Origin of the sequence: Nocardia pseudovaccinii NBRC 100343, assembly GCF_001613225.1 — a bacterium.
GTDB classification, from domain to species: Bacteria; Actinomycetota; Actinomycetes; order Mycobacteriales; family Mycobacteriaceae; genus Nocardia; species Nocardia pseudovaccinii.
Map to the genome: position 1 here is coordinate 34,496 of NZ_BDBY01000228.1, position 22,547 is coordinate 57,042.

26 protein-coding genes are annotated in these 22,547 nt (G+C 65.5%); 19 read left to right on the top strand and 7 right to left on the bottom strand.

What is annotated here, in order from left to right:
• Positions 1-50 precede the first annotated feature (50 nt).
• Positions 51-959: a LysR family transcriptional regulator gene (locus NP3_RS28785; RefSeq protein WP_063044734.1), complete on the top strand. Its 909-nt coding sequence runs from the start codon at positions 51-53 to the stop codon at positions 957-959.
• On the opposite strand, the gene NP3_RS28790 is transcribed toward NP3_RS28785, so the two are convergent.
• Positions 956-1,606, bottom strand: coding sequence for a phosphate signaling complex PhoU family protein (locus tag NP3_RS28790; RefSeq protein WP_063824942.1), 651 nt, complete (start codon positions 1,604-1,606; stop codon positions 956-958). The genes NP3_RS28785 and NP3_RS28790 overlap by 4 nt on opposite strands.
• 241 nt (positions 1,607-1,847) lie before the next feature.
• On the opposite strand from NP3_RS28790, the gene NP3_RS28800 reads away from it, so the two are divergent.
• The 12 genes from NP3_RS28800 to NP3_RS28855 all read left to right on the top strand — a co-directional run bounded on the left by NP3_RS28800 (position 1,848) and on the right by NP3_RS28855 (position 13,214).
• Positions 1,848-2,243: a nitroreductase/quinone reductase family protein gene (locus NP3_RS28800; protein WP_063044737.1), complete on the top strand. Its 396-nt coding sequence runs from the start codon at positions 1,848-1,850 to the stop codon at positions 2,241-2,243.
• 63 nt (positions 2,244-2,306) lie between these two features.
• A complete protein-coding gene (locus NP3_RS28805; RefSeq protein ID WP_063044773.1) occupies positions 2,307-3,389 on the top strand; it encodes a calcium:cation antiporter in 1,083 nt (360 codons plus the stop codon).
• 198 nt (positions 3,390-3,587) lie between these two features.
• The gene (locus tag NP3_RS28810; protein WP_063044738.1) at positions 3,588-4,427 is read left to right on the top strand and encodes an ABC transporter permease; all 840 of its coding nucleotides are present in this window, start codon (positions 3,588-3,590) and stop codon (positions 4,425-4,427) included.
• A complete protein-coding gene (locus NP3_RS28815) occupies positions 4,427-5,293 on the top strand; it encodes an MlaE family ABC transporter permease (RefSeq protein ID WP_063044739.1) in 867 nt (288 codons plus the stop codon). The genes NP3_RS28810 and NP3_RS28815 overlap by 1 nt, the downstream gene beginning before the upstream one ends.
• A 3-nt stretch (positions 5,294-5,296) precedes the next feature.
• Complete coding sequence (locus NP3_RS28820) at positions 5,297-6,331, top strand: MlaD family protein (RefSeq protein ID WP_063044740.1); 1,035 nt, start codon at positions 5,297-5,299, stop codon at positions 6,329-6,331.
• Entirely contained in the window at positions 6,328-7,332 is a 1,005-nt protein-coding gene (locus NP3_RS28825) for an MlaD family protein (protein ID WP_063044741.1), read from the top strand. The genes NP3_RS28820 and NP3_RS28825 overlap by 4 nt, the downstream gene beginning before the upstream one ends.
• Entirely contained in the window at positions 7,320-8,327 is a 1,008-nt protein-coding gene (locus tag NP3_RS28830) for an MlaD family protein (RefSeq protein ID WP_063044742.1), read from the top strand. Before NP3_RS28825 ends, NP3_RS28830 begins: the two co-directional genes overlap by 13 nt.
• A complete protein-coding gene (locus tag NP3_RS28835) occupies positions 8,327-9,415 on the top strand; it encodes an MlaD family protein (RefSeq protein WP_063044774.1) in 1,089 nt (362 codons plus the stop codon). Before NP3_RS28830 ends, NP3_RS28835 begins: the two co-directional genes overlap by 1 nt.
• Positions 9,412-10,449 carry an MlaD family protein gene (locus tag NP3_RS28840; protein WP_063044743.1) on the top strand — a complete coding sequence of 346 codons (1,038 nt, stop codon included), beginning with the start codon at positions 9,412-9,414 and terminating at the stop codon, positions 10,447-10,449. Before NP3_RS28835 ends, NP3_RS28840 begins: the two co-directional genes overlap by 4 nt.
• Complete coding sequence (locus NP3_RS28845; RefSeq protein ID WP_063044744.1) at positions 10,446-11,402, top strand: MlaD family protein; 957 nt, start codon at positions 10,446-10,448, stop codon at positions 11,400-11,402. The genes NP3_RS28840 and NP3_RS28845 overlap by 4 nt, the downstream gene beginning before the upstream one ends.
• 116 nt (positions 11,403-11,518) lie before the next feature.
• On the top strand, positions 11,519-12,286 hold the full coding sequence (locus tag NP3_RS28850) for a hypothetical protein (RefSeq protein WP_063044745.1): 768 nt from the start codon (positions 11,519-11,521) through the stop codon (positions 12,284-12,286).
• 46 nt (positions 12,287-12,332) lie between these two features.
• Positions 12,333-13,214, top strand: coding sequence for an aminoglycoside phosphotransferase family protein (locus tag NP3_RS28855; RefSeq protein WP_084509117.1), 882 nt, complete (start codon positions 12,333-12,335; stop codon positions 13,212-13,214).
• Positions 13,215-13,347: 133 nt separating this feature from the next.
• On the opposite strand, the gene NP3_RS28860 is transcribed toward NP3_RS28855, so the two are convergent.
• The gene (locus tag NP3_RS28860; protein WP_063044747.1) at positions 13,348-13,905 is read right to left on the bottom strand and encodes a TetR/AcrR family transcriptional regulator; all 558 of its coding nucleotides are present in this window, start codon (positions 13,903-13,905) and stop codon (positions 13,348-13,350) included.
• A gap of 216 nt (positions 13,906-14,121) precedes the next feature.
• Here NP3_RS28860 and NP3_RS28865 point away from each other — a divergent pair, with 216 nt between their 5' ends.
• Positions 14,122-15,339, top strand: coding sequence for a cytochrome P450 (locus NP3_RS28865; RefSeq protein WP_063044748.1), 1,218 nt, complete (start codon positions 14,122-14,124; stop codon positions 15,337-15,339).
• A 13-nt stretch (positions 15,340-15,352) separates the two neighbouring features.
• Here the strand turns inward: NP3_RS28865 and NP3_RS28870 are convergent, their stop codons facing one another.
• Both NP3_RS28870 and NP3_RS28875 read right to left on the bottom strand, forming a co-directional pair.
• Positions 15,353-15,721: a DUF5313 family protein gene (locus NP3_RS28870; protein ID WP_063044749.1), complete on the bottom strand. Its 369-nt coding sequence runs from the start codon at positions 15,719-15,721 to the stop codon at positions 15,353-15,355.
• Complete coding sequence (locus NP3_RS28875) at positions 15,718-16,188, bottom strand: MarR family winged helix-turn-helix transcriptional regulator (protein WP_157124599.1); 471 nt, start codon at positions 16,186-16,188, stop codon at positions 15,718-15,720. The genes NP3_RS28870 and NP3_RS28875 overlap by 4 nt, the downstream gene beginning before the upstream one ends.
• A 189-nt stretch (positions 16,189-16,377) precedes the next feature.
• Between NP3_RS28875 and NP3_RS28880 the strand changes: the two genes are divergently transcribed.
• Together NP3_RS28880 and NP3_RS28885 are read left to right on the top strand one after the other, a co-directional pair.
• Positions 16,378-17,403 (top strand): DUF418 domain-containing protein, encoded by a 1,026-nt coding sequence (locus NP3_RS28880; protein WP_063044751.1) that lies wholly within the window; start codon positions 16,378-16,380, stop codon positions 17,401-17,403.
• A gap of 35 nt (positions 17,404-17,438) precedes the next feature.
• On the top strand, positions 17,439-19,016 hold the full coding sequence (locus NP3_RS28885; protein WP_063044752.1) for a Na+/H+ antiporter: 1,578 nt from the start codon (positions 17,439-17,441) through the stop codon (positions 19,014-19,016).
• On the opposite strand, the gene NP3_RS28890 is transcribed toward NP3_RS28885, so the two are convergent.
• The gene (locus tag NP3_RS28890; RefSeq protein WP_063044775.1) at positions 19,013-19,828 is read right to left on the bottom strand and encodes an NAD(P)H-binding protein; all 816 of its coding nucleotides are present in this window, start codon (positions 19,826-19,828) and stop codon (positions 19,013-19,015) included. The two genes, NP3_RS28885 and NP3_RS28890, sit on opposite strands and share 4 nt — an antisense overlap.
• Before the next feature lie 89 nt (positions 19,829-19,917).
• On the opposite strand from NP3_RS28890, the gene NP3_RS28895 reads away from it, so the two are divergent.
• Positions 19,918-20,826 (top strand): AraC family transcriptional regulator, encoded by a 909-nt coding sequence (locus NP3_RS28895; RefSeq protein WP_063044753.1) that lies wholly within the window; start codon positions 19,918-19,920, stop codon positions 20,824-20,826.
• On the opposite strand, the gene NP3_RS28900 is transcribed toward NP3_RS28895, so the two are convergent.
• A complete protein-coding gene (locus NP3_RS28900) occupies positions 20,775-20,966 on the bottom strand; it encodes a heavy-metal-associated domain-containing protein (RefSeq protein ID WP_157124600.1) in 192 nt (63 codons plus the stop codon). The genes NP3_RS28895 and NP3_RS28900 overlap by 52 nt on opposite strands.
• A gap of 143 nt (positions 20,967-21,109) precedes the next feature.
• Here NP3_RS28900 and NP3_RS28905 point away from each other — a divergent pair, with 143 nt between their 5' ends.
• Positions 21,110-21,601 carry an OPA3 family protein gene (locus NP3_RS28905; protein ID WP_063044755.1) on the top strand — a complete coding sequence of 164 codons (492 nt, stop codon included), beginning with the start codon at positions 21,110-21,112 and terminating at the stop codon, positions 21,599-21,601.
• 11 nt (positions 21,602-21,612) lie between these two features.
• Complete coding sequence (locus tag NP3_RS49315; RefSeq protein ID WP_169814592.1) at positions 21,613-21,771, top strand: DUF6131 family protein; 159 nt, start codon at positions 21,613-21,615, stop codon at positions 21,769-21,771.
• A 51-nt stretch (positions 21,772-21,822) separates the two neighbouring features.
• On the opposite strand, the gene NP3_RS28910 is transcribed toward NP3_RS49315, so the two are convergent.
• Complete coding sequence (locus NP3_RS28910; protein WP_063044756.1) at positions 21,823-22,545, bottom strand: VIT1/CCC1 transporter family protein; 723 nt, start codon at positions 22,543-22,545, stop codon at positions 21,823-21,825.
• Positions 22,546-22,547 lie beyond the last annotated feature (2 nt).

The following is a 22,547-nucleotide window of genomic DNA, read 5'->3' on the forward strand; positions in this document are numbered from 1 at the left end:
CGGCGGTGTCGAGTAGCCACCGCGTTCCTATGGATGCATAGACTCGTTCTATGCCCCTGTCGCCGCGTGTCCCCGACCTGGCCGCGCTTGACCTGCTGCTTTCGGTCATCGAACTAGGCAGTCTCGGACGCGCGGCGCAGGCACACGGCATCAGCCAGCCCTCGGCGTCCTCCCGCATCCGCTATCTGGAGAAGCTGGTCGGCGTGCCGGTGCTGGAGCGCACCACGCTCGGTTCCCGGCCCACGCCCGCCGGGGCATTAATCGCCGAATGGGCGCGCGGGGTCGTCGATGCGGCGGAGCAATTGGACGCGGGCATCGACAGCTTGCGCTCCGAGCGTGATTCGCACCTGCGGGTGGCGGCAAGTCAAACCATTGCCGAATACCTGTTCCCCGGCTGGCTCATGACCCTGCGCGCCACGGCACCCGATACCGCGATCGCGCTGCAGTCCGGCAATTCCGTCGAGGTCGCGCAGGCGGTGCTCGACGGCAAGGACGCCATCGGCTTTATCGAGAGCCCGCGGAATTTCCGTGGGCTGGACAGTCATATCGTCGCCCGCGATCAGCTGGTCGTCGTGGTCGCCCCGCAGCACCGCTGGGCCGGGCAGGGCTCGGTCGACCTGGCCGAACTCGCTCGAACCGCGCTGATCCAACGCGAACCCGGATCGGGCACCAGGACCTGGTTCGAAAATGCTGTCGCGCGGGCCATTCCGGGCTGGGAACCCACGGTCGCGCTGGAGCTGTCCTCCACCACCGCGATCAAAACCGCGGTCGCCTCCGGCGTCGGGCCCGCCGTCCTCAGCTCCCTGGCCGTAGCCGCCGAAATCGCCTCGGGCACTCTCGTTTCCCTGACCGTCACCGGCCTGGATCTGACTCGAACCCTGCGTGCGGTCTGGCCGACGGGCCGCCGCCTCACCGGCCCCGCCCGCGACCTCTACACCATTGCCCGCCGCAACTCCTAACCTGCGTCGGAAGTTTGGGCTGTCGGCGGAATTCCGGTGTCCAGGAAGCGGATCAGGCGATCGATGCGGATGGTGTGGTCGATACAGCGTTCGAGGTTATTGCCCACCATGGCGATATCGATGGCGGCTTCGGTGGCGGTTCGTTCGGTCAGGGCCGAGTGGAGTTGTTGCTGAAGTTGATCCATTGCGGGGGCCCCGGATTCGGGAGTGACGGGTTGACGACCGGTGGCGACCGATTCGCCTGCGAGCGCGGTATGGTGTGCGGCCAGCCGACCCATGGCGGTGAGGATATCCATCAGTGGTTGGGGCGCAACGGGTTCCGGATGGTACTTGTAGACCTGATCGGCGACGCGGTTGATCAGCGAGCCGATCCGGGACAGTTCACCGGCGATCTGGATGGCGGTGACCACATGCCGCAGGTCGCGCGCGACCGGCGCCTGCAGTGCGAGCAGCACCACCGTTCTCGCCTCGCAGGCGGAGTACATCTTCTGTAGCTGCTCGTCGATTGCGAAGGCCTCATAGGTGGCGGCGAGATCGGCATCGCCGAGCGCGGCCGTGGCACGCTCGGCGGCATCGTGGGCGAGCCGACACATGAGCGTCAAATCATTGGTCAACGCGATGAGCTCGCGAGTGAACTGGGTCCGCACTCCGCACATTGTCGCTTATCGCCGCGCTATCCAGTACACGAATCTCGAGTCGATCGTCGCAATGGCCGAAATCCGTGCGTGTTCGGCTGGCGGGATCGTGAGGTGAAGCGCGATGTCTCGGCCCATCTGTGCGTGCACTACAGCGCGACCGTTGTCGCGGCGAACATCGAACCGGCATCGGATGTCGGCGTGGCGAGCAACGGTCGCCGCAGATGCGATCGGCCGGTGCTAGCGTCGGCACATGGCGAACTTGCGTGATGTTCAGCACCGAGTCGTGACTACATTTCAGCGGCGGTTGGGAAATCCGATTCTGCGCAGATTGCCGACGCAGCAGTTGCTGGAGACCGTCGGGCGCAAGAGCGGGCAGCCGCGTATCACGCCGATCGGGGGGCGACGAGTCGGCAAGGAGTTCTGGCTCGTCTCCGAATTCGGTGACAAGTCCCAATACATTCGGAATATCAAGGCCGACAACCAGGTTCGATTGCGGCTGCACGGACATTGGCACACCGGTACCGCGCACCTACTGCCGGATGACGATCCGCGCGCGCGGTTGCAAACATTGCCCAAGGCCAACAGCGCGGGTGTTCGATTGCTCGGCACCGACTTGCTGACCGTCCGGATCGATCTCGACGACTGACGCACCGCATGCGCCCGATCACACGCGATCGAGCGCGAATAATTTGCTGACACGATGGAAGTCATGCTCCGTGCGTCGACTTCCCGCTGGACCGTATTCATCCCGCTACTAGCCGCGATCATCCTGGCCGCCACCTGGGGGCGATCGCTACCCGGAATCGGCGTGGTCGTGGTGATCGCCGCACTGGCCGGTGCGGTGCTGGCGGCGGTGCAGCACGCCGAGGTCATCGCGCATCGGGTCGGTGAACCGTTCGGGTCCCTGGTGCTCGCGGTGGCGGTGACGGTGATCGAGGTCGGGCTGATCGTCACGATGATGGTGAGCAGTGGGGAGAAGTCCGCGGCGCTGGCCCGCGACACCGTTTTCGCGGCGGTCATGATCACCTGCAACGGTATTTTCGGTCTGGCGTTGCTGGTCGGTGCGGTTCGCAGGCGGGTGGCGGTATTCAATGCCGAGGGCACCGGCGCGGCGCTCGGCACGGTTGCGACCGTGTCCACCCTCAGTCTGGTCCTGCCGACCTTCACCACCAGTAAGCCCGGGCCGGAATTCTCCCCAGCGCAGTTGGCCTTCGCCGCGGCGGCTTCCCTACTGCTGTATGCCCTGTTCGTAATGGTGCAGACCGTCCGGCATCGCGATGATTTCCTGCCCGTCGAGGAATCCGATGGCGCTGATGAGCGCGGCGATCGGCCCACCGTGCGCGCGACGCTGCTCAGCCTGGCCATGTTGATGGTCGCCTTGGTCGCGGTCGTCGGTCTGGCCAAGGTGGTTTCGCCGTCGATCGAATCAGCCGTCGCCTCGGCTGGTCTGCCGCAGTCCGCGGTCGGCGTGGTCATCGCACTGCTCGTCCTACTGCCGGAAACTCTCGCGGCCGTGCGTGCCGCTCGCCGCGATCAGGTGCAGATCAGCCTCAATCTCGCGCTCGGCTCCGCCATGGCGAGCATCGGCTTGACTATTCCGGCGATCGCCTTAGCAACTATCTGGCTAGACGGTCCGCTGGTCCTCGGGCTCGGTGCGACGCAGATGGTGCTGCTCGCTTTGACGGTCGTCGCCGGTGTGCTGACGGTGGTGCCGGGTCGCGCGACGCTGCTGCAGGGTGGTGTCCATGTGGCTCTGTTCTCGGCTTTTGTGTTTCTCGCCGCCAGTCCGTAGCCGGTGTGACCGGATCCATGAATGACCACGCTGAGCGGGGAAACGGCGACTAGGTGTCGAGCATCACAGCTCGCTGATTTTGTTGTTACTCGCCGTAACGATTAGCTTGCTGGATGTTGGCATCGACGCCGAATCCGGAGAGTGCGGCATGAAATTCGACACAGCCCGTGCCGCAGGCGCGACACCGGGATACGGACTATGACGCCGGACCTGCATACCCGCGAATCCGCGAGTTCGGTTGTCCGGAAGAACTTTTCGGATACGGTCGGCTCGTCGCTGCGCACCTTCGGCCGGGCGTTCGGCGTCGCGCAGGAGTCGGTCTTCGGCGCGGTCGGTGATATCGCCCGCGGCCAATTCCAATGGCGCGAGGCCCTGCTCCAGGCTTGGCGGTTGATCACCGTCACGACCGTCCCCGCGATCTTGATGGCGATCCCGTTCGGTGTGATCGTCTCGATCCAGGTCGGCAATCTCATTCACACCCTCGGCGCCGATTCGCTGCTCGGCGCGACGGGTGGACTCGGCGTCATCAAGCAGGGCGCACCGATGGCGACCGGCTTTCTGCTCGGTGGCGCAGGCGCGGCCGCCATTGCGGCGGACCTCGGCGCGCGCACCATTCGCGAAGAGATCGACGCGCTGAACACCATGGGCATCAGCCCGATCCACCGCCTGGTGATCCCGCGAATGGCGGCGATGCTGGTGGTCGCGCCGCTGCTGAATATCCTGATCATTTTCGTCGGCATCATGGCCGGATACGCGGTCGCCATCGGCCGACAGGGCGTCACGCCGGGTAGCTACTGGGCCACCTTCGGCTCGTTCACCACTACCGCGGATGTGTGGGTCTCGCTGGTGAAGGCGCTGATATTCGGCTTTCTCGTGGTGGTCATCGCGTGCCAGCGCGGGCTAGAGGCCAAGGGCGGACCGCGCGGTGTCGCCGATGCGGTGAACGCCGCCGTGGTGCTTTCGGTCGTCTCGATCACCGTGGTGAATCTGGTGCTCACGCAGGTCACCGCCATGTTCCTGCCGACGAGGCTGGCGTGATGGCGATTTCGTCCTACGCCCCCAAGGGGTTCGGCTGGATCACGCGGTATTTCCGTCGCGGTAGTCGGGTGCTCGGTGCGGTCGACGGGTTCGGCTTCGTCGCGGTATTCGTGTGGCAGGTGCTCGCGGCGATTCCGTTGACGCTGAAGCGGTATCGCGGTGAGACCATGCGTGCCATCACCGATATGACCTGGGGTCGCGGCTCGGTCGTGGTCGGCGGCGGGACAGTGCCGATGATGATCGTGCTCGGTCTGGTGATGGGCGCATCCGTCGCGGTCGAATCGTTCGCGACGCTGAGCATGCTCGGGATGGGGCCGGTCACCGGCATCGTCTCGGCCTACGCCACCACTCGTGAGTTGGCGCCGATCGCGGCCGCGGTCGGTTTCGCGGCACAGGCGGGTTGCCGGATCACCGCGGAGATCGGTTCGATGCGCATCTCCGAGGAGATCGACGCCATCGAGGCGCTCGGTCTGCGCTCGGTGCCGTTCGTGGTCACCAGCCGGGTGCTCGCGGGTGCGTTGGCCATCGTGCCGACCTTCCTGATCGCGCTGATCCTCAGCTACGCGGCCTGCCGCGGCATCATCACGCTCGTGCACGGCCAGTCCGCGGGTGTCTACGACCACTACTTCTTCCAGTTCGTCTCCGGCTTCGACGTGATCGCCGCGGTGATCAAGGTCGCCATCTTCGGGACGGTGGTGATCCTGGTGCACAGCTATTACGGATTCTTCGCCACGGGCGGCCCCGAGGGCGTCGGTATCGCGTCGGGTCGCGCGGTGCGCACGAGTTTCGTGGCCATTATCGCGATCGACATGGTGCTCAGCATTGTGCTGTGGGGCTTCAACGCGGCGATCAGTTTTACGGGGTAGCGGATGCCGAAGTATGGAATGCCCGGCGTTGCCGCGGATAAGAAGCGTTCGCGGACGGTTGGTTCGGCGATCATCGCGCTGATAGCCGTCGTCGCCCTTGCGACTACGCTCTATCGGAACCTGCGCGCCGACGAGGGCCTGCGGATCGCCTTGCACACCCGGGAAATCGGTGACGGTGTCAGTGCGGGCACGCAGGTGCGTCTCGACGGTGTACTGGTCGGCACGGTCGCGCGGGTCGCGCCGGATGAGCGCGGCACCCAGCGAATCACCTTGCAGCTGGACCAGTCTCGGCTCTTCGGCATCGATGACAGCCTGCGTGTCGACTACGCGCCCGCCAACCTGTTCGGCATCAGCGAACTCGAATTGCGCCGTGGCCCGGGCGGTTCGCCGTTGCGACCGGATGCGGTCATCGAGCTGACCGGGAGACGCGCGGCGGATGTCTACGACGCGACGATGGGCAGCATCCTGCGCAGCCTGTCCCAGGTCGGCGCGACCATATTCACACCGCAGCTGGCCAGTGTCATCGCCCAGGTCTCCGCGGATTTCCAGGCTTTCACCCCACTGGTGCAGGCGCTGATCACGGTGGCGCGCACCATTGCCGACAACCAGACCATGCCGACCTCCGAACTCGTCGGCAGACTCGGCCCGGCCTTCGACGGCGGTGGCAAATTCGCGGGCGCGACCATCCAGGTTCTCGACCAGATCCGCGATATCAAGATCCTGCAGACCGATCGCGAACGCTACGACCGCGGTGTCGCCGCGCTGACCGGCAGCATCCTGCCCGCGCTCGGGACCACGCTGACCACCGCGGGCGGCCACTTCGCCGAGGGCGCCGACATGCTCGCGCCGATACTGAATGTGTTGGCGCAGATGGTCCCCAGGCCCCAGCAGTCCGCGGCCGAACTGCGCGCCCTGCTCGAGCGGCTGCGGGCCGCCATGCCGGATACGCCCGACGGTCCGGTGCTGAATCTCGATGTCGATCTGCGGGGTGTGCCCGGTATCGCGGTCCCGCTGCTCGGTCAGGCGGGTGTGCGATGACGGTACGTGGCGCGGCCTGGCGGCTCGGGGTTTTCGCCGCGGTGATGATCGTGGTGCTCTCGCTCGTGCTGACGGCGATCAAGCGGCCGGTGGCCGGGGATACCGAGGTGCACGATGCGCTGTTCACCGATGCCAACGGCCTGAAGGTCGGTGATGACGTGCGCATGTACGGCGTGCAGGTCGGCAAGGTCGAGGGCCTATCGCTCGACGGCCTCGAGGCCAAGGTCCGGCTCACCGTCAAGACCTCTACGCCGATCTATGACAACAGCACCCTGGCGATCCGCTATCAAAACCTCACCGGCCAGCGGTATATCGACCTGCAGCAGCAGCCGAATCCCGGTGTCCGGCTGCCCGCGAACGCGGTCGTCGATACCGAGATGACGTTGCCGTCCTTCGATGTGACCAGCCTGTTCAACGGCCTGAAACCGGTGCTGGCCACCATGTCTCCGGAAGCCGTCAACCAGTTCACCGAGAGCATGCTCGCGGTGCTCGAGGGCGACGGTTCGGGTTTGGGTCCGGCCATGGATGCCATCGGCAAGCTGAGCGAATACGTCGGCGATCGGCAGACGGTGATCGCGACGCTGGTGCGCAATATGTCCGAACTCGCCGACCGGGTCGGTGGCCGGGTGCACTATCTGGTTCCGCTGCTGGCCCGGCTGACCGATATTTTCCAAGCGCTGCAGGCGAATATCGGCGGCCTCGCCGAATTCGCGATGAACGCGCCCTCGGTGCTCGGACCGCTCGACCGGCTGCTCGCCTCCGTCGGCCTGACCGCCGACAGCGGCGCGGATATCGACGGGCTCATCCGCAAACTCTTTCCCGACCCGCAGGAAGCCGTCGACGTTTTCGGCAAGTTACCGGGGCTGCTCGCCTCGATCGACAATGCCGTGCCGCGCACCATCGCGGACTGGAAACCGGAGTGCAGCAGAGGGAAAGCGGAGCTGCCGAATCCGGTGCAGGTGCTGATCGGCGGACAGAAGGTGGCCGTATGCAACGGGTGAGACGGTGGTTCGGCGGAAACAGGCCGATCCTCGACGAACCGGCCCGGCTGCGCAAAGAAGTGCGGCTCGGCATTATCGGCGCGGTGCTCGTGGTCATCGCAATGGGCACTGCCGCAGCGCTTTACGTGATTCCGTTCGGCAAGACGACCTATACCGCTGAGCTGTCCGAGGCGCAGTCGGTGAAGTCCGGCGACGATATCCGATTGGCGGGCATCTCGGTCGGCACCGTGAAATCGCTGGAGCTGAAACCGGATAAAGTCGTCATGCGATTCACCGTGGACTCCGATGTTTTCGTCGGCGACCAGACCTCGCTGGACGTGCGCATGCTAACCGTGGTCGGCGGCCATTACATCGCGCTGTTCCCGGCGGGCACCGAGCCGCTCGGCGACAAGCCGATTCCGGCCGATCGAGTTCGCCTGCCCTACAGCCTGATTCAGACCTTCCAGGATGCGACGACCCCGATCGGCAAGATCGACGGTGATACCTTGCGGCGCAATCTGGCCGCACTCGACAAGTCGGTCGAGGGTGCGCCGGATACCTTGCGCACCACGCTGGACACGGTCGGCAGTTATATCGATGCCATCGACCGCCAGCGCACCCAGGTTTCCAATGCCATTGCGGTGGCGGATGAATACGTGACCATGTACGACGGCGCGAAGAGCGATCTGCGCAGGTTGATGGAGAATGCCAATCTGCTCGAGACCGTACTCCTCGATAAGCGCGCCGAGCTGCGCGAATCGATTGCCTTGCTCAACAGCGTGGTTCAGCGGGTCGCTGCCGTCGCGCCGTTCTGGGATTCCACACTGAAACCCAAGGCGCAGCAGTTGGCCGATGCCCTGCCGCGGTTGGAGCAGATGGGCGGTCAGCTCGAGCCGATCATCTCCTCCGCACACGACCTGAGTCAGAAATTGCGGGGCCTGGTGATTCCTGAGGGCGGGATCGTGGTGGATCAGTCCGGTGCAGTGTGCGTGCCGCTCCCCGGGAAGGCGTGCTGATGCTGAATCGGGTGCTCGGCTCGCAGGCGTTCATGTCGATCGCCGGTGCCGTCGTTGTCGCCGCGCTTGCCGTCGGCGGGTATTCCATCGCCTTCGATCCGCTGCGGAAGACCGAATCCTATTGCGCCATAATGCCCGACAGCATCGGACTTTATCCGGGCAATCAGGTGACGATGCGCGGCATCACGGTCGGCACGGTGACCTCGGTGCGGAACCAGGGCAAGAGCGTGCGGGTCGAATTCGATGTCGATGCCGACCATCCGGTGTACGCCGATGCCTCGGCCACCACCGTGTCCGACACCGTGGTCGCCGATCGCAATCTGGCCGTGCTGTCCAGTGATAAGAACATGCGGCCCTGGGACAGCGGTCAGTGCATCACCAAAACGCTCACCCCGAAGAGCCTCACCGAAACGTTGACGGCGCTGTCCTCGCTTTCCGATCAGCTCAACGGATCCGATCAGAATTCGCTGGCCAAGGGGCTCGCCTCGATCGATGCGGCGACCGCAGGCACCGGTCCACAGGTCAACGAGCTGATTCGCAAACTCGGCTCGGCACTGAAATCCCCCGATGCCGATATCGGCCATCTGGCAGGCATTTTCGATGCGTTCGCTTCGGTATCGCAGAAGGTGACTCAGTATTGGGGCGACCTGCAGTCCATGCTGGTTCGCATCGGCCCCGCACTGGATCAGGCCAGTACCGAATTGCTCGGTCCCGCAGTGCAACTCTTCGACGGTCTGCGCCAAATTCTGCCCATGCTCAATGACATCACCACCATGTTCGGTGATCCGATCATGCGCGCGCTCGACGCCAGTGTGCCGCTGATCAAACTCTTGCGCGCCAATGTCGGTTCGCTGCGCGATGTGGTGCTCATGACGCCCGCGCTCACCTCGGCATTCCGCACGGTGATTTCCGATGGTGCGCCGGGCATCAGCTATGCGCCGCCGAAGGTGGCCATTGCGCAGCAGAACGCCGAAGAGGTCTGTGCCGCGGTCAATGCCCTCGCGCCGGGCGAATGCCTGGGCGCCGCGGACGGCTTGGTCGATATGCACCTCGTCCCGCTGGTACTGGGATTGGCAGGTGGACGATGAAAAAGCGTCTCGTGGCGACGGTGCTGGCGACCGGAATCGCCTTGGGCGGCTGTGCTTTCGATCCGTCATCGGTGCCGGTCCCCGGCACATCGGTATCCGGAGCCACTTATCGCGTGAGGATCGAATTCGCGAATGTCCTCAACCTGCCCGCCAAGGCCAAGGTGATCGCCAATGGTGCGCAGATCGGCACGGTCGACAAGGTGACCGTGGTCCCGGCGGCCGATGCGCCAACGGGCCGCGGTGGATTCGTGGTAGTCGACGCCGATATCGCGAAGTCGGTGCAACTGCCCACCACGACCATTGCGGAGCTGCGGCAGAACACCGTGCTGGGCGATATCCACATCGCATTGACCACGCCGTCGAATGGTTTCGGTGCGCTGCTCGGACCCGACGGCACCATTCCGATCGAGCGGACCAAGCCGCCGGTACAGCTCGAGGACACCATGGCCGCCATGGCCTTCTTCGTGCAGGGCGGTGCGATCGGCCAGCTGCAGGACATCATCACTCGATTCAATTCCGTACTGCCGCGGGATCCCCGGGAGACCGCGCGCATTTCGAAGGTGATGGGCGGCGATGCCGCGGATCTGGCGGCGAATCTCGACCAGGTGGATTCGCTGCTGTACGGCCTGCTCACCAATTCCGAAGTGTTGCATGATATTCGGCCCGAACTGGACAATATCCTCAGTGCGGAGTCGGTAGCGCAGGTGAATGCGGCGACGAATTCGTTTGCCGGAGTGGCGAATATCTTCGGCGTACTCGGCCCGGTCGGTCGCTCGATGACCTGGCTGGCGCCGCTGATGCAGGCCGATGACGCGATGCTGCAGGCCTTCGTGCCGATGCTGACCGGTGGTCCGCTGGACCTGCGGTCACCCTCGAATCTGGCCATGCTCGTCGCGTTATTGCGCGACAAGATCATTCCGTTCGTGGAGCGCGGGCCGAAGCTGAATATCAGGACCGATGGCACCGCGGTATCCGAACCCGAGCAGGTGGATCGGATCATTCAAACGTTGCGCATGATCGGAGCGGTCCGATGAAGGTGGGTTCGCTGGCCTCGCTCGGCGGCATCGCCGCCATCCTGATCCTCGGCGCGGGCTATCTTACCTTCGGTGTGGTGCGGTTCGATCCGCTCGCCGATTACACCAATGTGTCCATGGTGCTGCGGAATTCGGGCAGCCTGGGAGTCGGTTCACCGATTCTGCTCACCGGTATCCCGATCGGCAAGGTGACATCGGTGGAGAATACGGCCGCTGGCGTCGAGGTCGGCTTCCGCGTCGACAAGGGCCAGCAGGTGCCGACCGACAGCACTGTCACCATCGAACAGCTCTCCGCGCTCGGCGAGCCCTATGTGCAGTTCGTGCCGAATACTGACGGCGGGCCGTATCTGAAAGACGGACAGCGGCTCGATACCAAAGACATTCGCACACCGCTATCGATTCCGGAGGTGGCGCGGCTGGTCACCAAGACCATGAACCAGCTGGACCCCACTGTGGTCGGCTCGATCGTGGATACGCTCGGCAAGTCCATCTCCGGCACGTCCGCGGTAATGCCGGAACTGGCACGCTCGGGCGATCTGCTCGCTGCCACCATCATGACCAGGGCCTCGAAAATCGCCGAACTGCTCAATAGCTTTCAGCTGGCCGCGAGCGATATCGAATGGGCCGGACCGGCCACCTCGATCGGTGCGCCCGATCTGGTGCGGTTCGGTCAGTCGCTGGACGATCTCGTCGAGGCGGTCGGTCGGTTGGTCACGGCGGGGAACAGTCCGGAGATGTATCTGGAGGGCGACGGACTGGTGCCGTTCCTGCAGCGGGTGACCGAATGGATGGACAAGGTCGGGCCCGAGCTGAAATCGCTCATTCCGGGGTTGCGGCCGCTGGCCGACGCGGTCGCGGCCAGTGCGCCGCGCATCGATCTCAGCGGTCTGATCAGTCAGGCGTTGCACGAAACCGGCGATGACGCCGTCAAGGTGCGCGTCGGCATCAAATAAGGCACTACCTGCGCAAACGCAGGTCGCAAAAGTTGGTATTTCGCACTGCGATCTTCGGTAGCCTGCCAGCAGAGCTTTTCGTGAAGGTAGTCCCTACTCGGCACGAAGGCGGTGTGATGGTGGAACCCGGCGGCGGTACGACATCGAGAAACGATAGCGGTCGTGTCCTGACCATCGCGGCCGTTATCGCCGCCGCGCTCGCGCTGGTGGTCGCGATCGCGCTGCTGCGATCGAATCAGGATTCGAACAACGACGCACCGACATCGGCCACGTCGAGCGCAAAAGGCAGCACCGCCCGTCAAGCGCCCCCGCTCGTGCCACAGTCGAACCGTGCGACGACCTCCGCGGGGCAACCGGCGCGCAAGCGTGGCGACGATTGCTCGCACGAAGGGGTCGTCGCGCAATGGGATCAGCGCAACGGCCTGTGGGTTTGCGCGCCGCAGGAACAGGCGCGCGAGGCGCACCGGAGCGGCGACGACTGCTCCCACGAAGGGGTCGTCGCGCAATGGGGACAGTCGCCGGATGGCCACTGGACCTGCATACCGCAAGGTCAGGGCGTCGCGGAACCGCCGCCGGTCCCGCAGAACCAGGTTCCGCAGAATCCGGTTCCCCAGAACCAGGTTCCGCAGAATCCGGTTCCCCAGAACCAGGTCCCGCAGAACCCGGTCCCCCAGAACCCGGTCCCCCAGAACCAGGTCCCGCAGAACCCGGTCCCGCAGAACCCGGTCCCGCAGAACCCGGTGCCGGAGAATCCGGTGCCGGAGAATCCAGTCCCGCAGAATCCAGTCCCGCAGAATCCGAATCCCAACCCGGTCCCCAATCCGATGCCTGAGAATCCGTTCCCTTTCCTGCCGCCACTGCCCCCGCTGCCCGGATTCCCGTAGCCGAACGACGACGAAATTCGTTCGACACGGCTGAGATGCTCGATTGGTGATCGTTGTCCCCAAATTCTTCGCCGATCGTCTCGTCAAGATTGAGCCTGCGGCTCGGGCTTGGCTGGATGGTCTGCCCGCACTCGCGGCTCGGTTCGCCGAGCGCTGGGGGCTTCGGTTCGAGGGCGCACCCATGTATGGCTACGGCGGCTTGGTGCTGCCCGCCGTGCGCTCGGATGGCAATCGGGTTGTGCTCAAACTCGGCCATCTCACTCCCGAGACTCGCGACGAACCGGTCGCATTGACCGCTTGGGCGGGCAATGGCGCGGTGCGATTGCTCGACAGCGACGCCGAGCACGGCGCGCTCCTGCTGGAACGACTCGATCCCACCCGGTCATTGGACTTCGAGCCCATCGACGACGCGGTTCGGATCATCTCCGTCCTGCTGCGTCGGCTCGCCATCCCCGCTCCGCCGGGAATCTCTCGCGACCTGCGTACCGAGGCCGGGCGCATGGTCGAGGAATTACCGAAGAACTGGCAGCGCCTCGGCAGACCCTTCCCGCGCACGATGCTCGACGCGGCCGTCGACGTCTGCGCTCAGCTCGGTCCGAGTGCGGACCGGCTGCTGGTGAATGAGGATCTGCACTACGAGAACGTCCTCGGCGGCACCCGCGAACCATGGCTGGTCATCGATCCGCAGCCCCTGGCGGGCGATCTCGAATTCACCACGCTGTCGCTGCTGTGGAATCGGCGCGCCGAGTCCGCCCTCGACGATCGATTCGCCGCCGTCGTCGATATCGCCGGACTCGATCCGGATCGCGCCCGCGCCTGGACGCTGGTCCGAGCCGTGCAGAACTGGCTGTGGTTCGTCGAAGACGAGGACACCGAAGACTTCGGCTGGCCCGCCGTCCAGGCCATTGCCCCGTGGGCCCTGCGCTGACGCTCCCGGCTATGCGAAAGAAACGACTCCACGCCACCCGCCCCGCAGACGCCCCATGGCGCAGCCGTCGGCGCGCCAGGCCGACCGAGACCAGGCCGCCGAACTTCACCGCTCGACGCTCCGCGCGTCGTCGCTACTGGTGAATCGCGAAGGCCGGGAGGACGTAGCGTTCGACGAGAGCGCGCTCGGCGCTGGGATCGGTTGCGGGCCAGAACAATAGCGAGAGGACCACGCGCACGATCCACTGTCCGGCGAGCGGGTCACCGCTGGTTCCGGTGAGTTCCGTTGCGACTTCGGCCAATCGGGGATTGCCCGCGAGATAGGTGTCGACCTCGTTCGGGCTGGTCGTCGTCAGGAAGGCCGTGGCGACCGGGTCGGCGCGGACCGCTGCGAGCGCGGCGAGTATCGCGTGGGTGATGCGGTCGGGGCCGGTGTGGGCGGTGACGGCGCGCCGGATGATCTCGGCGTTGCGGGCGGTGGCCTCGCTCAATACGGCATCGCGCAATGCCGACTTCCCGCCGACGTAGCGGTAGACCGTCGCGCGCGAGCATCCGGCCGCGGCGGCGACGTGGTCGATATTCAGTCCGGCCATGCCCTTGCGGGCGATGAGGTCGGCCGCGGCGGCGTGGATGCGTTCGATCGCGAGGTCGCGGCGGTGGCCGCCGGTGAGCCAGTCGGGGTGTCCGGTCATCGCGACCTCCAGATACGGTTCCAGAAATTTGTCTCAGGATGAGACATTCTAGGTGTGGATTCGCAGTACATCAGGAGGTGGGCGGCAGGCTCCGAGACAGCGTCCGACCTGCGGATTCGGTACCGGAATCTCAGTTTTCCGAGGCTATTGACGAGGGCGGGCGGCACCGCGAAATCTGGTGTGCGGAAACCGAAACCGTGCCGGAGAGGCGAGCGAATGACCCGAGTTGAAATCGACCTGTTCGACCCCGGGATACTCGACGATCCGTATCCGCTCTACGACCGGCTGCGCACCGAATCGCCGGTGCACCGCATCGCCGACACCGATTTCTACTTGGTCAGTCGCTGGGATCTGGTCACGGCGGCGACCACCCGCCCCGCCGACTTCTCCGCCAACCTCACCGCCGCCCTGGTGCGCCAACCCGATGGTTCGGCGGCGGTCTTCGATCTGGACGGCGGGGGACAGGCCATCCACGTCCTGGCCACCGGTGACGATCCGACCCACCAGGCGCACCGCAAACTGGTACTGCCCGCGCTTGTCGCGAAACGCATTCGCGCACTGGAACCCACCATTACCGCTGCGGCGGACCGACTGTGGGAGGAGGGTTTCCGTGACGGACACATCGAGTGGATGTCGGCCATGGGCGACCGATTGCCGATGACCTTGGTGGCCGAGCTGATCGGCCTGCCCGATGCGGACATTCCCCAGTTGCTGGCCTGGGGCTATACGAGTAATGAACTGCTCGACGGCGTGGTCACCACCGACCGGCTGGTTGTCGTCGTAACCGCCGCAACCGAACTCGCCGATTATCTGCGCCGCCAACTCGTCCGAGCTTGCGACCATCCGGGCGACGACCTTCTCGGTGACCTGGCAAAAGCCTGTGCCACAGGTGAACTCGCCCGCGATGTCGCCGTCCTGATCCTCATCCAACTCGTCGGCGCGGGCGGCGAATCCACCGCGGGCCTCATCGGCAATGCGACCCGCATCCTCGCCATCGATCCCGCGCTCCAGACCCGTCTCCGCGCCGAACCCGACATGCTCGCCGCGTTCCTCGAAGAGGTTCTGCGCCTGGAGTCTCCGTTCCGCGCCCACCACCGCCACGTCGTCCGCGACACCACCCTCGGCGACACCGATCTCCCCGCGGGTAGCCACCTCCTCCTACTGTGGTCGGCCGCCAATCGCGATCCCGCAATCTTCCCCGCGCCCAACGAAATCCGCCTCGACCGCCCGGCTCAACGTAATCACCTGGCCTTCGGCAAAGGCATCCACTTCTGCGTCGGCGCGGCCTTGGCCCGGTTGGAGGCCCGCGTTGCTCTGCAAACCCTCCTGACCCGCGGCACGTCATTCGGCCGTGCGTCGAATCCCGATGCAGCCCAATGGGTTCCGAGCATTTTCGTGCGCCGCCACCGTCGTCTGGACCTCACCGTCCACTGACAGGTTGGTCTGCTCAATGCGGATGCTGCGCCGCGTAGGTCGCCCGCTCCAGCGCCCGCCGCCGCGCCCGCTCCGGATTCTGCAAATCCGCCGGGAGTCCGTGTTTCGCCAGGCGATGCGCCCGATTCATCGGCATGAAGGCCGTTGTGTAGAACAGTGCGAGCAGTAGTGCCAACAGCACCATCGACCCGCGCAACCACAATTCGCCTGGGAACAACAGGAATACGGCGAACAGTGGGGTGAACGGCACCAGCCCGCGCACGATATGACGTGGCGTCGCGTACTTGCCGGTGAGGTCGTTGCGCACCCATTCGCGCAACGAATCCGGCAGGCGTCGCCCGAAGGCGTAGCCGATCCACTGGATGGGATTGGGTCGGGTCATGCGTGCACTCCTCGTGCGGTGGCAGGGTCACCCGCGCGACGCGCGGCCTCGTTGACCCGGGTCAGTACTTCGCGCAGTTCCTCCAGATCCGCCAATGTCACGCCGAGCCGCTCCACCACGGCGGGCGGAATCCGCTCGGCCTGCTTGCGCAGCGCCCGCCCGGCCGGGGTCAGATCCACCACGAGGTTGCGCTCGTCACGACTATCGCGACCTCGTGTGATCAGCCCGGCCGACTCCAGCCGCTTGAGCAGCGGCGAGAGCGTCGGCGAATCCAACTGAATCGCCTCGGCAATCGCCTTCACCGACATCGGCGCCTCACCCCACAGCGCCAACATCACCAGATACTGCGGATGCGTGAGCCCGAGCGGCTCCAACAGTGGGCGGTACACACCGAGCACCGACCGATTGGCCACGGCCAGCGCGAAACACACCTGCCGATCCAGCCGCAACGGATCGTCGATCTCCATGGCACCTCCTAGGTTCGCCATCAAACTTAGCGCATGAATAGTTAATGCATGAAGTGTTAGTGTTCGAGCTCACCGGCATGGGTGCGGCAGGCGAAGGATGCTTTAGCTGTGCGCGCTGGTCGTCGCCAACCTCGGCTGAGCGGCGTTGTCTTCACCGGATCTGGAGCGGGCCCTCGATAGCGTGGATGCATGGATCCCGCCGGTGCGCGCCCGCGCATCCACGAGCTCGACGCCGTGCGTGGTTTCGCGCTGTGCGGGATTCTGGTGGTGAATATCTGGCAGATCACCGATATGCGGGCGATGGTCGGGTCCGGAACTGTGGATCCGACACGGCACGTGTTGTGCGTGCTGTTCGAGGGACGATTCTTTCCGATCTTCTCGTTCCTGTTCGGGCTCAGCTTTTCGCTGTTCCTGGATCGCGCGGCCGAGTGCGATGACCGGCCGCGGCTGGTACTTGCGCGGCGGCTCGTCGCGCTCGGTGTGTTCGGTCTGATCCACCATGTTTTCCAGCCGGGTGAGGCGTTGCTGCCGTATGCGATCGTCGGGTTGGTGGTTTTGCTGCCTGCCGCACGACTACCGCGCTATGGAATATTGCTCGGCGGGTTGGTCGCGACGATCGGGGTTCCGGTCACGATCGGCGGCGGGCTCGGCCTGGTACCCGGTTTGTTCCTGCTGGGTCTGGCCGCCGACCGCTTCGGCCTCGCGGATAACCTGCGCTATCGCGGCTGGCGGATCGCGGTGGTGTTCGTGCTGGCAGTGCCCGCGGCGGCGGCCGCAGGGGTATGGGAGTACCGCATGCCGTATAGCGCGCTGTGGACCGGCAGTGTGGCTCCGGTCGCCGGACTGCTCGGCGCGCTCGCCTATCTCACCGGATTCCTGCTATTCCTGCGCACCGAGACCGGTGAGGTCTTCGCGGAGATGCTCGAGCCGATGGGGCGGATGGCGCTGACCAATTACGTCTCGGCAACCGGACTTGTCCTGGCCGCTGATCCATGGCTCGGCCTATCCGATTCCAATCGCTACGGCGCACTGCTCGGCTCGGCCGCCGCAATTATCGCGGTGCAGGCACTGTGGAGTTGTTACTGGTTGCGCTGGTTCCGCTACGGCCCGATGGAATGGGTGTGGCGGTGTGTGACCTGGTGGCAGCTGGTGCCCAACCGTTTGACGCGACAGGAACGCCGGAAACTCACAGTGCCGTATGGGCGCGGTCGCTAGGGAAATCTCAGCAACTCACCGCAGACTGGGGCGTCATGGACCAGTTGGTGCTGATGTTCGTCTTGCTGTTCGCCACGATCCTGGCCGAACCGCTCGCGCGGCGACTCGGTATCGCATCGGCGGTCCTGATGACGGTATTCGGATGTGTGCTCGCGCTGATACCCGCGGTTCCTCGAGTCGATGTGCCGCCCGACCTGATCCTGCCGCTGGTGCTGCCGCCGCTGTTGTACGCGGCAGCACGGCGGACCTCATGGCGGCAGTTCGCGGAGAATTGGGGTCCGATCGCATTGCGCGCGGTCGGGTTGGTGTTCGCGACGGCCGCCGCGGTGACGGCGGTCTTCCACGCCTGGTATCCGGCGCTGCCATTGGCGGCTTGCCTGGCGCTCGGTGCTGTTGTCGCCCCGCCTGATCCGGTGGCCGCGACGGCCATGGCGGGCAAGCTGGGCCTGCCGCGCCGCCTCGTGGTGACGCTCGGTGGCGAGGGGCTGTTCAACGATGTGACCGCGATCGTCATCTACAGCGTCGCGGTGCAGGCCGTGCTCACCGGCAAGTTCTCGGCATGGCATGCGGCCGGTGAGTTCGTGATCTCGGCGGTCGTCGCGATCGCGGTCGGGATGACGCTCGGCTATGCGGGCAGCAAGTTGACCAGCAAGCTGGCGGAGGCGTCCTGGCAGGTGGCGCTCACCCTGCTGTTGCCGTTCGCCGCTTACGGTGTGGCCGAGGCGTTTTCGGGGTCGGCGGTGCTGGCGGTACTGGTGTGCGCGCTGTATCTGACCGATGCGGGCACCAATTTCGGCGATCGCGATTATCGCCTGGTCGGCGATGCCTTCTGGGAGATCACCGAAATGCTGATCAGCGGTTTCGCTTTCGGATTGATCGGCCTGGAACTCGGTGTCGTACTCGACGATACGGGCGACGGCTGGCCGCGACTGCTCGGCGTCGCGAGCGTTGTTGTCGGGGTGGTGGTCGGACTGCGGCTGGTGTGGCTGTTGACCACCCTTTCCCTGCGCAGGTGGTGGTGGCGCGACGAGGACGCCGACGAGCCCTACACCTGGAAGGAAACGGTCGTCACCTGGTGGGCGGGCATGCGTGGCGTCGCGACCATCGCACTGGCACTGGCCATTCCGCTGCTCACCGATGCCCGCGAACCGTTTCCGGGCCGCACCCAGATCCTCTTCACGGCCTTCGCCGTCGTCCTGTTCACCCTGCTGTTACAGGGCCCGACATTGCCACTTGTCGTGCGGCTCACCGGTGTTCAGGCCGACTCCCAGAAGGAACGGCTGCTCGAACGGAGCCTTTGGGAACGTGTCGTCCGCGCGGAACTCGACTGCCTCGAGCAGATCGCCGAAACCGAAGGGCTCCCCGACGACCTTCACGAACGCCTGCGCGGCCAACTCCGCCAACGCGTGGCTCGCGCCGATCCGGAGGCCGCCGACGAGGACGCCAAGGCCCACGCGGCCCGAGATCTGAATCTGGTGATGAAGATTCGCGATATCCAGGCCGATGTCCTCGAAGCGGGCCGCCGCGAAGCTCTGGCCGCCCGCCGCGAACCCGGCATGCCTCCGGACTTGGTCGACCGGGTAACTCGACGCCTCGACCTCGGTCGGCGTTAGACCGGTCGGGCGGACCAGACGCGTTCGACGTACTCGGCGAAATCGGTGGCAGGTCGGCCCAGTACCGCATGCACGCCGTCCGACGGTTCGGCGATGCGCCCAGTGCGCATCAGCTCGAACATCGCGTTCAGCGCTGTCGCGACCTCCTCGGGAAGACCATGGGCGAGCAGTTCGGTGCGGTAGGCGTCGGGTGTCAAAGTCTCGTATTCGATGGGGCGCCCTGCCGCCGTGGCGATTTCCGAGAGGGCCTGCGCGAATGTCAGCGCACGCGGCCCCGACAACTCGTAGACCCGCCCCGCATGGCCGTCCCGAGTGAGCACCGCGGCGGCCACCTCGGCCACATCCTCGACATCCACGAACGGCTCACCGACCTCGCCCATCGGCAGGCCGAGCCGACCGGCGCGCAGCGGGTCGAACCACAGGTCTTCGTCGAAATTCTGAGCGAAGTTATTGGCGCGCAATATGGTCCATTCGGCACCGCTGGCCCGGACCGCCGCCTCCGCGGCGCGCATGCCCTCCCCGAACTCCTCGTTGACATGCTCTATTCCGCGCCCCGACAACACGACGAAGCGCCGCACACCGCTCGAAACCGCCTCTGCGACAAAGGCGGCAACCGGATCCGGATCATCGGGTGCGATCAGATAGACCGCCTCCGCGGCCTCCAGCGCACCCGCCCAGGTGGTGGGTTCGGACCAGTCGAAACGCACCTCGCCGGAACGCGAGGCCGCGCGGACCTTTTCGCCCGCCGCACGTAAGCGGGCGACAAGCCGTCGCCCGGTCTTGCCGGTACTGCCGAGAACCAGAATCGTCATGATTCGAGTCAACCGGGCGCCGCGGCGGACGACCATGGACGAGCGTCCGCCGTCCATGTCCGATCATCCGCGGTGGATATCGTTGGGATGTGGACCCGTTCGACGATCTGCTGCGCGGTGTGCGCGCGACCGGCGCGATATTCGGTACATCGGTGCTGACCGCGTCGTTCGCGGTGCGCTTCACCGACGCCGCCGCGCTGACCCTGCTCGCGCCGCTGCGTGGCGAGGGCTGGTTGGTGGTCGACGGCGCGGCGCACCGTATCGGGGTGGGGGAGACCGCCATCGTGCGCGGTCCGGAGCCGTTCGTGTTCACCGATGACCCGGCGGGCACCGGCAATCCGGTCGACGTGTGCTGCACCGCGGTCGAGGAGCCGGTCGGCGACACCGTCCTGCTCGCGGGCACCTATCAACTCAGCGGCGCGGTACCCGATCGGCTGCTGCGCGTGCTGTCGCGGGTGGCCGTCGTGAGCGATGACCACGATTGCGGTCCGATGCGCGACTACCTGGAGGTGCAGCTGTCCGGTCCGCGCCCTGGACGTCAGGTGGTACTGGACCGGCTACTTGACTGGCTACTGGTGTGCACCTTGCGCGACTGGTTCGACCGGGAATCCCCGCCCTGGTACCGGGCCGCGAGCGATGACGTGGTCGGTCCGGTATTGCGGGCGATGCACGAAACACCGGGCGCACCATGGACACTCACCACGCTGGCCGCCGTCGCCGGAGTCTCGCGCACCACGCTCGCCAAGCGGTTCGCCGAACTGGTCGGCGAACCGCCGCTGGCCTATCTGACGGATTGGCGGATGACGATCGCCGCGGACCTGCTGACCGAACCCGGCGCCACCGTGAGTGCGGTGGCCCGCCGGGTCGGCTACGCGGATGCCTTCGGATTCAGCACGGCATTCAAACGCGTGCGCGGGGCGAGCCCGAGCGAATACACCAGGTCCGCCTACTTCGCGCCGACGCCCACGGAGCGGATCGCGTCGAGCACTTCACCGTAGGAAAGGGTGGAATTCACGGTGATGGTTTCCGAGGTGCGGTCGACGTCGACCGATTGCACGCCGCCGAGGTTGTAGAGCGCGCGTTCGGCGACGACAGCGCGTTCGTCGGAGTAATCGGTCATATCGAAGGTATAGGTCATCATGACCTCCTTGTAGGTGGCTGTCCTTCGATTCGGCAGATAACCGAATCGGCAGTTTCCAAACGCCGCGCCGGTCGGGTGTTTGACTACGGAATTACCGGGCATAGCCAGAAGGTAATGTCAACCAGCGCAACGGGATTGTCATGATCATTCTCATCGGGCTCGTCGTTCTCATCGGCGCGGTAATTGTCGGCGTTGCCGGAGTGGCGGCCAATACGGGCGAAGTTCGTACGTCATCCAGCGATTTCGGGGTATTCGACTATCACTTCACCGCTTCCGCGGGGGAACTTTTCCTCTACGGGATCGCGATCGGAGCGATCGGGATGCTCGGCCTGAGCCTGCTACTCGCGGGCGTCTGGCGTAGTTCCCGCCGCAACAGCGCCACACGGCGTGATCTGCGGCAGTCGCGCCGGGAGTTGGCGGCCCAGGAAAAAACCAAGGCAAAGGACGCCGGGCAGCGTCGAAGCACGCCACCGGCGGCGGCACCACCGCCTGCCGCGACCAAACCCGCCGCGCAGGCCACCCCGCCGCAGGGCGGTAAGCCGGTGTGGAGCTGGAATCGGTTCCTGCGCCAGCCCGGCGGGTCGGCACCGGTCGAAACATCCGGCCGCGCAACGGTCAAGACGACCAAGTAAAGGAAAGAACGATGATCATCCTCGGCTTGATACTCCTTATTGTCGGGTATCTACTCGGCATCGGTCTGCTCACCACAGCCGGAATCATATTGCTGATCATCGGTGCGGTACTGGCCCTCGCCGGGTCGGTGGGGCGGCACCCGGTCGGCGGTCGGCGGCACTACTACTGACGCCGACGCGCTGAATACAGGACGGGCCGAGGGGTTTCCCTCGGCCCGTTCTCATATCCCGGCGACACCCGCCAATTGGCCGATGCCATAGGTGACCGCCATCGCCAGCGCACCACCGACCACCACTCGCACCACCGCGCGCCCGCGATTGCTACCGCCGAGCCGCGCACTGACCGACCCGGTGATCGCCAGCGCGATCAGCACCGCCGCGAATGTGACCGGAATGCGCGCGGTGGTCGGCGGCAGGATGATCGCCAACAGCGGCAGCAGCGCACCCACGGTGAACGCGACCGCCGAGGAGGCGGCCGCGGCCCACGGATTGGTCAACTCGCGCGGATTCAGACCGAGTTCGGCCTCGGCGTGGGCCAGGAAGGCGTCGTGCGCGGTCAGCTCCTCGGCTACCTTGCGCGCCGTCTCCGGTGTCAGCCCCTTCGACTGATAGATATCGGCCAGTTCGACCAGCTCGAAGTCCGGTTCTTCCTTGAGTTCCGTGCGTTCCTTGGCCAGTAGCGCCCGCTCGGAATCCCGCTGTGCGCTGACCGAAACGTATTCGCCGACAGCCATGGAGATCGCACCCGCGGAGAGTCCGGCGATGCCCGCGGTGAAAATGGCCGGGGCGCTGGTCGTCGCCGCGGCGACACCGACAACCAGACCCGCGGTCGAAACAATGCCGTCGTTCGCCCCGAGTACGCCCGCCCGCAACCAGTTCAGCCGAGAGGCCAGACCCTCGCGATGCGGTTCATGTGGGTGCGGCGAACCGGGCGTCTTGTCCATAA